Here is a 10,777-nt window from a genome sequence, read left to right on the forward strand (position 1 = left end):
GGTGTGTCGGTGTTGTGCGCGGGGGCGCGGCGGGTGAGGATCGGCTGAGTGAGCGGGGGGCTACCGAGGGGAGCGGGGATGGGTGTGCGGGGACGGGCGCGGGCGGGGGTGCTGGCGGTCGCGGCGGCGGCCGGGCTGCTCGGCGGGGCCGGGCCGGCCGGGGCGGCCGAACGCGAACCGGTGGTGCTGGTCCACGGCTACCTCGGCTCCGAGGGGGACATGGCCGCGATGCGGGACGCCCTGGCCGCCGCCGGCCACCCCGCCTACACCATCGACCTGCCGGGCGAGGAGAACACGGCCAACGCCGAGGCGGTCCGGGCCCTGGTCGACCGGGTGCGCGCCGACCACGGCGGCGCGCGGGTGTCGCTGGTCGGCCACAGCATGGGCGGCCTGTCGACCCGCCACTACCTGAAGTCCCTGGGCGGCACCGAGGCCGTCCGCTCCTACGTGTCGATGGGGACCGCGCACCACGGCTACGCGCCGGCGTGCCTGCTGCCGACCTTCCTCGGCGGGCAGATGTGCCCCGGCAGCGACTTCCTGCGCCGGCTCAACGAGGGCGACGAGACGCCCGGCGACGTCCGGTACGCCACGCTCACCAGCTCCCTCGACGAGTCGCGGGAGGACCGGCTCGACGGCGCGTGGTGCCACGCGGAGTTCCCCGACGTCCCGCACGCCGAGGAACCGCGCTCACCGGTGTTCATCGACGCCGTCCCCCGCGTCCTCGCCGGCACCTGCCCCGGCTGAGCCCGCTGACCGCGTCCCCGCTGGTCGCCCCGGGGCGCCTCGCGCCGCGTCCGGCGTCAGTCGATGGGGACGTCCTCGAAGGTGCCGAACGGGCCGGCGTCGAGGGTGACGGCCTCGGTGCCGCCGGGCGGGGCGGGGAAGTAGGCGAACACCCGCTCGGTGGTGCCGTCCTCGCCCTGGCGGAGCGGCCACTGCCAGGTGGCCAGGTAGCGGGCGTCATCGAGCTCGTCGGTGGGCCGCTCGCCGATCCGCACCGCCCGGTACGTCGTCGCGTCGTCGCCCGGGACGGTGACGCCGAACCCGGTCAGCCGCCCGCCGGGGTAGGAGCGCAGGTTGAGCGGGCGCAGCGTGAACGGCACCGAGCCGCCGGTGTCGAGGTGGGTGAGGTCGAAGACCCCGACGAGGTAGGCGCCGTCCCGGTAGAACGGGCGCACCCCGAGCTCGTACTCGGCGTTGCCCTGGATCAGGCCGGCCTCGGCCGTGGCGACCACGTCGCCGTCCTCCGCGCGGAACGGGGCGGGCGGGGCCGTGGCGGTGCCGCCGCGGGCGTCGGCGGCGGCGGTCTCCCCGGCGGCGGTCTCCCCGGCGGCCGGGGCGGACTCCGCCGCGCCCGGCTCGCGGATCCGGTAGGAGACCTCCACCCGGCGGTTGGCCGCCCGCGCCTCCTCGTCGTCGGGGCCGCCCTCCTCGGCGACGGGCTCCTCGGCGCCGCGCCCCTCGGTGACGTATGCGTAGTCGGTGCCCAGCCCCTCGGCCAGCACGTCGCGCACGGCCTGCGCGCGGCGCTCGGAGAGGTCCTGGTTGTAGTCGTCGGACCCGCGGCCGTCGGTGTGCCCGACGATGGTGATGGGCGGCTGCGACGGGTCGGCGTTCTCCCGCGTCTCCTCCACGACCCCGGCCAGCACCTCCTCGGCCTCGGGGGTGAGCGTGGCCTCGTCGAAGTCGAACAGCACGTCGGCGTGGAGGGCGATGTTCTCCTCCTCGGGCGTGCTGGTGCGGACCTCGCTGGTGGTCTCGGTGACCGCGTACAGGTCGCGGGCGTAGTCCTCGGGCTCGTCGGTCATCTCGCCCGCGCGCAGCGGGACCTCGACGGTGTCGCCCGGAGCGATGTCGTCGGCGTCGACACTGCCGCTCGGCGGGTCCGCCGGGGGCTCCCCGTCGACGACGGGCACGCCGGTGAACTCGCCGGTGGTGCCGTAGGTGATGAGGGTGACCCGGTCGACGTCCTCGGGCAGCGGCGGGAAGTGCACCTCGTAGTCGTACTCGGCGCCGACCACCCACGCCTGGACGATCTCGCTGCCGATCGTGGCCTCGCCGGCGGCGTCGCGCACCGGGTCGTAGAACCGCTGGTTCACCGGGTCGACCAGCTTGAACCCGGTGTGGTCGCGGTCGAGCGCCCCGCTGCCGAAGGGGGCCAGTGTCACCACGCGGTCGTCGTCCTCCGACAGCGCGCTCACGGTGAACCGCAGCACGCTCCGGTCGTCCCAGCGCTCGACGTGGCGTACCGAGATCCGGGCGTCGAACGTCGCGAAGCCGATCGTGCCCTCGCGGACCAGCGGCCCCTCCGGGTAGGCGGGCCCCGACGGTCCGCCGCCGGACTCGCCGCCTCCCCCTCCGTCGTCGCCGCCGAACAGGCCGCAGCCCGTGGCGCCGACGACCAGCGCGCACAGCGCGGCGGCGAACCGGAACCGTGTCCCCATGCGTGTCCTCCCACCGATGCGACCGAACCGATGTGGCCGTGGTGCGGGCCGCCGGTCAGACGCGCGGCGCCGCCCCGGGGTTCCCGCCGCGGCGACGCGGGGTGACCGCTCCGGGACACCGCGCGGCGCCGCTAGACTCCCCGCCCATGGGCGTGTGCTATCTCGTGGTGTCCGGGGCGGAGGGCCGCGCCGGGGCCCCGGAGCTGGCCGGCGGGCTGGTCGCCGACGGCTGGGACGTCACGGTCGTGTCGACCCCCACCGGTCTGCGCTTCCACGACCCGCGGGTGCTGGAGTCGGCCACCGGCCGCCCGGTGCGGTCGGAGTTCCGCCGGCCCGGCACCGGCAGCAGCCTGCCGCCGCCCGACGCGGTGCTCGCCTGCCCGCTGACGTTCACCTCGGTCAACAAGTTCGCGCACGGCCACGCCGACACCTTCGCCGTGGCCCTGCTGTGCGAGATGGCGGGGTACGGGGTGCCGACCGTGGTGGTGCCGCACTGCAAGCCCCAGCTCGCCGCGCACCCCGCGTTCCGGCGGAGCGTGGCGGTGCTGCGCGATATGGGCGTCGTGGTGCTCGGCGACCGCGGCGACCCCCCGCCGGACTGGGCGGCGGTCCGCGCGGCCGTGCGCGCCGCCGCCGCCGGCTGACCGCTCCGGACGCGGGTCAGCGCACGATCCGCAGGCCGACCGGGCGGCGCGGCTCCGGGTCGGGGGCGTCCGCGCCGGGCTGGGCGGTGGGGGTGAGCCCGAACATGAGCTTGGCGAGTTCGGCCGTGGGGATGTGGAGCTCGTCGGCGATGCGCGCCGGGGTGACCCCGTTGTCGCGCAGCCGCCGCAGCACCTTGGCGAGGAGCTGGGAGGTCTCGCGCGCGATCCCGCCCGGCTCGCCGTTGCGGAACCCCAGCTCGGCCAGCTCCCGGCAGACCGACCGGTACTGCCAGTCCGACAGCAGCTCCAGGTCGTGCAGCCGGTAGGCCAGCGCCATGGCGGACACCCGCCACACGCCCTTGGCCTTGAGCAGCTGGTCGACCTGGGCCCCGGCGGGGACCCGGGCGAGCACGTCGGCGCGGGGCATGAGGAACGCGCTGGCGAACGCGTTGGCCTCGCGTTCGGCCTCGGGCCCGGTCAGCGGGCGCTCGTGGCCGTGGAGCACCAGGTGGCCGAGTTCGTGCGCGGCGTCGAAGCGGCCGCGCTCGGCGGACTTGCCGGTGCTGAGGAACACGAACGGGGCGGAGTCGCGCCAGAAGCTGAACGCGTCGACGTCGTCGTACTCGGGGTCGAGGGAGAACACGTGCACGCCGTGCGCCTCCAGCAGGTGCACCATGTTGGGCACCGGCGCCTCGCCCAGGCCCCAGCGGGCGCGCAGCATCTCGGCGGCCAGCTCCGGTTCGGGTTTGCCGTAGCTGGGGACGTCGGGGGCGGGGAGCACGAAGCGGCGGTCGAGCCAGCCGAGCAGCTCCACCGCGAGCGCGCCGGCCGCCCGCACCGACTTCTGCCGCCGCTTGGAGGTCTTGGTGCGCGCCCGGAACGCCACGGACTCGGAGGGGACCTCCTCGATGTCGTCGGCGCGGAAGAACGCCGCCGGGAACCCGAGGGCGGCCGCGATCCGCTCGACCGTGGCGGGGGAGGGCTCGCCGCGCCCGTTCTCGTATCCCGACAGCCGCTGCGGCGACACCCCGCTGCGCCGCGCCAACTCGGCCGAGGTCATGCCCCGGCGTTCGCGGGCGAGCTGGATTCGGGACGGGGTCACCATGGTCGCGGGCCTTACCGGTGCGGGGGTCGGGAGTGCGGGCCGACTATACAGCGGGCTCAGCGTTCGGTGACGTCGATCTCCACCGGTGTGTCGCCGCCCGGACGCGGGTCGGCGTCGACCGCGTCGGAGCGCACCGGCGCCAGGAGGACGCGGCGCCGCCAGGAGGCGATGTACTCGCCGCGCACGACCCCGGGCAGCGACAGCTCGCACCGGTGGACGACCGCGCCGTCGTGCTCGACCACGCGGTGGACGAGCAGGTACCAGACCTCGCGGGGGTCGTCGGCGGCCACGGGCTCGGGGAGGTCGTCGAGCAGGCTGAGCTGGTCGGGGTGGGGTGCGCCGACCTCGATGACCGCGCGCCCGGCGCGGCCCCGGGGGTGCACGTTGCGCGGCACCCGGTCGGCCAGCCCGGTGCCGGAGTCGCCGAGCATGGTGCCGATCGCGACCGAGGTGCGCGGGTCGGCCACGAACTCCAGGTGCCGCACGCTCCGCCGCTCCCAGCCCAGCGGCAGCAGGCGCTCGCGCAGCATCCGCACGCGCTCCTGGTAGGCGCGCATCCCGGCGGTGCCCTCGGGGTGGTTGCCGGTGGCCGACCGGTAGCCGGCCTCCCCGGCGGCCACGGCCGCGTGCAGGTCGGCGGCGCCGACGCCGAGCGCGGCGAGCGCGGAGTCGGCGCGGTCGGCGGGGACCACGCCATCGGCGGTGGGCAGGGGGTCGGCGGGGAGCAGGGGTTCGGGCAGCACGGGCGCCTCCCGGATCGGGGTGGGGTGAAGAAACGCTACCGCATTCGTGGCGAGCCCGTCAGTGCGCGGACCCGCGCCGCGGCCGGTTCCGCCCCAGGTGGCGGTGCCGGGCGTGGAGCAGCGCCGCCGGTGAGGCCGCGGATCGCCCCCGGGTGGCCAACGCCTCCTCCAGGCTCGGACCCGCCGCCCGGATCGCCCCTCGCCGCACGGCGGTGACGTCGCCGCGGGGGAGCGGTACGGGCGGGTCCACTGGTTCGGGCCGGTACTCCAGCGGAGAGGACAGAATCCCCGCGACCCGGTCGAACACCGCGTCGCCCCGCGGGTTGCCGGTGAGCCAGTAGCGGATCTGCACCGTCAGGGGATCACGGCCGGGGGGATGGGGCCGCGATGCGGCGTGCCGGGCGTGGTGTGCGGCGCCCAGGATGACCGCCGCGCGCATGCCCTGGCGTACACGCTCGGCCGCCAGGCTGCCGCCCAGGTCGTATTTCGCCGGGAATGGGTTGAGGTTCTCGGGCGTACTGCGGTCCGGCACCGGACCGGTGATGCGAAGGGCCGAGTAGGTCGGCCCCGAGATCAGCCGTTCCATGAGGATCAGCGCGGAGTCGCAGAGCAAGGTCAGGGCCGGATCGCGGGGCAGGAAGGCCGTGGGGCCGCCCGTCCAGTACTCGGGCCCCAGGTGGTAGGCGTATCCCCGCTTGCGGTCGGGATTGGTGTCGTCGGGGGCGAGGGTCAGGAAGGTGTAGTGGCCGCGGATATCGGTCTGCGGGTATTCGAGCGCCAGGACCTCCTGGGCCGTGCCGCGCAGGCCGTTGTCCACGATGGTCAGCGCACTCCCGGGCTCCCCGACGGGGAGGCCGGACCTGTGCAGGTAGGAGGTGAGGCGAGCGGCCGTGCCCGGGATGTCCTCGCGGAACTCCTCGACCCAGGCGCGTCTGGCGCGAAAGGAGGGACCCAGGGGGGACGGGGTGCCGGTGGCCGCCTCCCGGTCCTGGACCACGGCCTCGATGAGCGGCCGCGACAGGACGATCTCGGTGCAGTGTGCGGCGAAGAAGTCCGGGTCCCGGGCGCGTACGCCGGCGGCGATGAGGTGGCCGTCGCGGCCGACGAAGGCGATGCGGCGGTGGGGCTGGGCGGCGACCTCGGCCTTGAGCGCTTCGAGCATGGCGGTGCTGTGCGGCGTCTGGAAGGGGCCGACGAAGGTGGCGCCGACCTGGTACGCGTCCGTGACCAGGGCGGCCTCGGCGGTGGACAGCCGCAGCGCGGTGGCGATGGAGTGCGCGTCGGGGAAGACCTGCTCCACGGAGGGCTGTGGATAGGCGTCCACGAACGCCTCCCAGTCGGGACTGCGGGTGGTCATCGCCGTATCTTACGGCGCCCGGTCGGCGAGGGGCCGCACGGTATCGCGGCGTGTGTACGCCGCGGGCGGTGAAGGGCCCTCACCCCCGCCCGCGCGAGCCGGGTTGGCGTCCCCCGCCGCCCGCCCGCGACGCGGGGCCGCGCGCGGCGCCACCCGTCCGCGGTGGACAGGCCGTCCGCGTGCCGAAGACGGGCCCGCCTGTCGGCGCCTCGCCGACTCCCGCGGCGGTCCTGGCCGGTCGGCCGGTCACCCGGCCAGGGAGACCCGCCCGATGACCGCGATCGCGTCGGCGACCCCCTCGGTGTCGCCGATCCGGCGGAAGATCCCCAGCGCGGCGCGGAACCGGGTGAGCGCGGCGGCGCGGTCCCCCTCGGCGGCCCGCAGCAGCCCGATCTCGTACAGCACGTGCGCCTCGCGGTGCGCGTCGCCCGCGGCCCGGCTCACCTCCAGCGCCCCGGTGAGCCAGTGCAGCGCGGCGTCGCGGTCGCCGCGCGCCCGGTGGATCCGGCCGACGGCGGCCCGCGCCAGTGCCTCGCCGTGCGCGTCGCCCGCCGCCGCCGACCCGGCCAGGGCGCGGCGGGCCAGTTCCAGCGCCTCGTCGTAGCGGCCGCGCATCCGCGCGACGGTGGCCAGGCCGGTGGTGGCGATGGTCGCCCCCCGCTCGTCCCCGGCGTCGGCGAACAGCCGCCGGGAGCGGGCGAACAGCACGGTCGCCTGCTCGTGGTCGCCCTCGTAGGCGCGGACCTGGCCGAGGCCGCGCAGCAGCGCCGCCTCGCCGCGCCGCTGTCCCGCCGCGCGCACGGCGGCCAGGGCGGCGCGGTGCGTGCGGTCCCAGTCGTCGTAGTGGGCGCGCATGTCGAAGTAGGGCACCAGCGACACCGCCAGCTCCCAGGCGTGGTCGGCCAGCCCGGCTCCGGCGGCCTGGTCCACCGCCGCCACCAGCGCCCGCCGCTCGGCGTCGAACCAGGCCCGCGGGTGGGCGGCGGCGCGCTCGCGGGCGCGCGGGTCGACGGGCCAGCGGGCGGCGCCGTCGACCCGCGGGACGAAAGGGCTCACCGGCAGGGCCGCCGCCGCCAGGTCGGTCAGCGCCAACCACCCGCCCGACACGCGCTCGGCGGTCCGGCGGCGCTCGGCCGCGCCGCCGCGCGCGGCCTCGCGGGCGCACAGCCGGACCAGGTCGTGGAGGGCGAAGCGGGGCTGGCCGACGGCGTCGACCCCCACCGGGTCGATGACGTGCGCGTCGACCAGGGCGTCCACCACGTCCTCGGCGTCGGGCCGGCCGGTCAGCGCCCCGATCACCCAGGTCGGCATCGCGGGCGCCGGACCCAGCACGCCCAGCGCGCGGAACGCGGCGGCGGCCGGGCCCGGCAGCGCGTCGGCGTCGACCGCCGACCCGGGGGGCACCCCCAGCACGCCGAGGCGCCGCGACTCGTCGGCGAGGCGCTCCGCGAGCACCTGCGGCGGCCAGGCGCGCCGACCGGTCAACCGGCCCGCCGCCAACCGGAGGGCGAGCGGCAGCCCGCCGCACGCGGCGGAGATCCGCTCGGCTGTCGCCGGGTCGAGGGCCACACCGGCGGGGCGGCACGCCGACACCAGCAGCGCCCGGCCCGCACGGACGTCGAGCATGCCGAGTTCGACGGGGCGGGCGCCCAGCAGGTCGGCCAGTCGGCGCCGCGAGGTGACCAGCACGGCGCTGCCCTCCGCCGGGGGGAGCAGCGGGCGCACCTGGTCGGCGTCGGCGGCGTCGTCGAGCACGAGCAGCATCCGCCGCCCGGCCAGGCGCGCCCGGTACAGGGCGATGCGGCCCGACAGGGTGGCGGGCAGCGCCCGGCCCACCACGCCGAGCGCGCGCAGGACGTCGGCGAGGAGTTCCCGCGGCGGTTCCGGGCCGGAGGTGGTGCCGCCGAGAGCGAGGTGCAGCTGGCCGTCGGGGAAGCGCGGGCGCAGGAGGCGGCCCACCCGGGTGGCCAGCGCCGACTTCCCCACCCCCGGCGGCCCGCTGATCACCACGGCCGGGGCGGCGCCCCGCCCGTCGCCCACCAGGCGCAGCACCTCCGCGACCTCGGCCTCGCGGCCCTGGAAGTCGGGCAGGTCGCGGGGGAGCTGGCAGACCGCGGGCACCGCGTGCGGCAGCACCGCCGCGAGCGCGTCGGTGACCGTGGTGGCCACCGGGTCGCCCCGCAGCACCGCCTCGTGGACCTGCCGCAGCTCCGCGCAGGGCTCCACCCCCAACTCCTCGGCGAGCAGGCGGCGCACCCTGCCGTAGGCGCCCAGCGCCTCGGCCCGCCGCCCCGCCCCGTACAGGGCCAGGACGAGTTGGAGCCAGAGCCGCTCCCGGAACGGGTGGTCGGCCAGGAGGTCCCGCAGGGGGCCGATCGCGGCCGCGTGCCGGCCCAGGGCGAGTTCGAGAGCCGCCCGCTCCTCGGCCACCGCCACCCGGCGCTCCTCGATGCGGCCCAGCTCCCCCTCCCACACCGGGCCCCGGGCCAGGTCCTCCAGGGTGCGGCCGCGCCAGTGCCCGGCGGCCTGGTGCAGCAGGTCGAGGGCGCGCGTGTGGTCGCCCACCCGGCGGGCGGCCCGGGCGCGGTCGGCGAGGTCGTCGACCACGTGCAGGTCGAGTTCGCCCGGGCCCACCCGGATCGTGTAGCCGGCCGTGCCCGCGCGCACCCGGTCGGCGTCGCCCAGGGCCGCGCGCAGGGCGCTGGCGTAGGTGCGGACGTTGGCGACGGCGGAGCGGGGCGGACGCTGGGGCCACAGCGCTTCGACGATCGCGTCCATCGTGACGGTGCGGTTGGCGTCCAGCAGCAGGGTGGCGAGCAGGACGCGCGGTTTGGCCGCGTTCAACTCGACGGCGGCGCCGCGGCGGTGGACCTGCAGCGGGCCGAGGATGCCGAAACGCACTTCCGGGTGACTCATGACCGGCCCTCCGCGGCGGAACGGGTGCCCGCCACCGACGGTACTAGGATCCGCCCCCGGGGTCGCGGGGCCGAAGGAACGGTCTGAGGGCGGGCTCGGATCGGTGCCCTGGTCCGGTGCCGAGCCGGGAGCGGGGACGGTAGGTCGGAGGCCGAGACGGGAACCGCCGCCGTGGTCCCGCCATCTGCGCCCACTGCCGGCGGGTCCGCCGCGAGGCTGTGCCCGGATGCGGGCAGGCGGTCGGTCGGGCCCCTGTTCGGTGGGGTGTCGCGATCGCCGGTGGTGGGGTCGCCAGGGGGTGCGCTCCTGGATTCGGCGGGCGGTCGATGGGGTGTCCCTGCGCGTCGCCCCTGGTGCCGTGCCCGTGCTGTCGGGACGGGCGGCCGCCGGAGGCGGCCCGAGGTACCTCCTGGGGGATCGCCGCGGTCACCGGGGAGCGTGCGTCAGCGGACCCGGCGCCGGACGGGGACGGCGGTCCCGCCGTCCCGGCGGCCCTGCGGTCGCGATGTCCGAACCCGACCGTGAGGTGGCGTTGTAGGCCCGCTGTATGCCCCCGGGCGACCCTGGCCGCCATGCGGATGAAAGCACTGACGGCAACCGGCCTCGCGTTCGTCGTGGCCGCGGCCTGGCTCCTCGTCGGCGCAGCCCCGGCCCAGGCGGCCGGTCCGCGCCCCGCGTTCCAGCTCCCGTTCCCCGGCGGGCAGACCTGGCACGGCAACTCCAGCAACAGCAGCGCCCACCGCTCCTACGAGATCGACTTCAACCGCGGCTCCACCGCCGACGCCGACCTGGGCGACACCGTCGTCGCCGCGGCCGCCGGCACGGTGATCACCTCCGCCCACCAGGGGTCGGTGAACGGTTACGGCAACCTCGTCGTCATCGACCACGGCGGCGGGTGGCGCACCTACTACGCCCACCTGCGCGTCCGATCGGTCGCGGTGGGGGCCACCGTCGCGCGCGGCCAGCGCATCGGCGAGTTGGGCGACACCAGCCGCCCGGGCAACGACATCTCCCCGCACCTGCACTACGAGGTGCGCACCACCGACACCTCCTACCCCGCGAACATCGAGCCCGCCTACTTCAACGGGGTGCGGTTCGGCTACCCCGACCAGACGCTGACCTCGCGCAACAGCGGCGGCGGCAACCCCTACTCGCCGACGGAGGTGTGCGGGTCGGGGTTCGGGGTCATCGACTCCGCCGCGCTGGGCAGCGCGGGCACCGTCTACCTGCTGTACAGCGCGTCGACCGGGCGCAACTGCGTCACCACCATCAAGGCGACGTCGGTGGGCACGGCCTCGGCGACCTCCGCGTTCCTGGAGGTCCAGGGGTCGCCCCGGGTCACCGACTCCGGGAACTTCGCCTACTACGCCGGCCCCGTCATCCGGGCGGCCCCCGCCACCTGTGTGCGGTGGGGCGGCGCGGTGGGCTCCCAGAGCTACACCAGCCCGTTCGAACACTGCGACTGACCGCCTCGCTGACCGCCCACGGCGCGCACCCCGGCACCACCGGGGTGCGCGCCGTGGGCGCGCCGGTGGGCGGTCTGCCGGGTGCCGGGGCGGGGGCGGCCC

At 76.7% G+C, this 10,777-nt stretch carries 8 protein-coding genes; 3 read left to right on the forward strand and 5 right to left on the reverse strand.

Features of this window, described 5'->3' with window-relative positions; translation table 11 throughout:
• Positions 1-78 precede the first annotated feature (78 nt).
• Positions 79-744 carry an esterase/lipase family protein gene (locus tag NT8_RS13510; RefSeq protein ID WP_067968632.1) on the forward strand — a complete coding sequence of 222 codons (666 nt, stop codon included), beginning with the start codon at positions 79-81 and terminating at the stop codon, positions 742-744.
• 56 nt (positions 745-800) lie between these two features.
• Here NT8_RS13510 and NT8_RS31275 read toward each other — a convergent pair whose 3' ends face one another.
• Positions 801-2,444, reverse strand: coding sequence for an OmpA family protein (locus tag NT8_RS31275; RefSeq protein WP_067968635.1), 1,644 nt, complete (start codon positions 2,442-2,444; stop codon positions 801-803).
• Between the two features lie 146 nt (positions 2,445-2,590).
• On the opposite strand from NT8_RS31275, the gene NT8_RS28645 reads away from it, so the two are divergent.
• Positions 2,591-3,088 carry a flavoprotein gene (locus tag NT8_RS28645; RefSeq protein ID WP_084468910.1) on the forward strand — a complete coding sequence of 166 codons (498 nt, stop codon included), beginning with the start codon at positions 2,591-2,593 and terminating at the stop codon, positions 3,086-3,088.
• Between the two features lie 16 nt (positions 3,089-3,104).
• Here the strand turns inward: NT8_RS28645 and NT8_RS13525 are convergent, their stop codons facing one another.
• The 4 genes from NT8_RS13525 to NT8_RS13540 all read right to left on the reverse strand — a co-directional run bounded on the left by NT8_RS13525 (position 3,105) and on the right by NT8_RS13540 (position 9,209).
• Positions 3,105-4,193, reverse strand: a complete 1,089-nt coding sequence (locus NT8_RS13525; RefSeq protein ID WP_067968638.1) for a helix-turn-helix domain-containing protein — start codon at positions 4,191-4,193, stop codon at positions 3,105-3,107.
• A gap of 56 nt (positions 4,194-4,249) precedes the next feature.
• Positions 4,250-4,936, reverse strand: coding sequence for a hypothetical protein (locus tag NT8_RS13530; protein WP_067968641.1), 687 nt, complete (start codon positions 4,934-4,936; stop codon positions 4,250-4,252).
• Positions 4,937-4,994: 58 nt separating this feature from the next.
• Complete coding sequence (locus NT8_RS13535) at positions 4,995-6,293, reverse strand: hypothetical protein (protein ID WP_067968644.1); 1,299 nt, start codon at positions 6,291-6,293, stop codon at positions 4,995-4,997.
• Between the two features lie 246 nt (positions 6,294-6,539).
• Positions 6,540-9,209 (reverse strand): AfsR/SARP family transcriptional regulator, encoded by a 2,670-nt coding sequence (locus NT8_RS13540; protein ID WP_084468911.1) that lies wholly within the window; start codon positions 9,207-9,209, stop codon positions 6,540-6,542.
• Positions 9,210-9,781: 572 nt separating this feature from the next.
• Here NT8_RS13540 and NT8_RS13545 point away from each other — a divergent pair.
• Positions 9,782-10,675, forward strand: coding sequence for a M23 family metallopeptidase (locus NT8_RS13545; RefSeq protein ID WP_067968651.1), 894 nt, complete (start codon positions 9,782-9,784; stop codon positions 10,673-10,675).
• Positions 10,676-10,777: the final 102 nt, after the last annotated feature.

This window comes from Nocardiopsis trehalosi NBRC 14201 (genome assembly GCF_001552555.1).
Taxonomy (GTDB): Bacteria; Actinomycetota; Actinomycetes; order Streptosporangiales; family Streptosporangiaceae; genus Nocardiopsis_B; species Nocardiopsis_B trehalosi.

What these genes read in the sequence shown, in the direction of transcription:
- NT8_RS13540 (WP_084468911.1), bottom strand. Translation starts at nt 9,209, where the DNA reads ATGAGTCACCCGGAAGTGCGTTTCGGCATCCTCGGCCCGCTGCAGGTC.
- NT8_RS13510 (WP_067968632.1), top strand. Translation starts at nt 79, where the DNA reads ATGGGTGTGCGGGGACGGGCGCGGGCGGGGGTGCTGGCGGTCGCGGCG.
- NT8_RS13525 (WP_067968638.1), bottom strand. Translation starts at nt 4,193, where the DNA reads ATGGTGACCCCGTCCCGAATCCAGCTCGCCCGCGAACGCCGGGGCATG.
- NT8_RS31275 (WP_067968635.1), bottom strand. Translation starts at nt 2,444, where the DNA reads ATGGGGACACGGTTCCGGTTCGCCGCCGCGCTGTGCGCGCTGGTCGTC.
- NT8_RS28645 (WP_084468910.1), top strand. Translation starts at nt 2,591, where the DNA reads ATGGGCGTGTGCTATCTCGTGGTGTCCGGGGCGGAGGGCCGCGCCGGG.
- NT8_RS13535 (WP_067968644.1), bottom strand. Translation starts at nt 6,293, where the DNA reads ATGACCACCCGCAGTCCCGACTGGGAGGCGTTCGTGGACGCCTATCCA.
- NT8_RS13545 (WP_067968651.1), top strand. Translation starts at nt 9,782, where the DNA reads ATGCGGATGAAAGCACTGACGGCAACCGGCCTCGCGTTCGTCGTGGCC.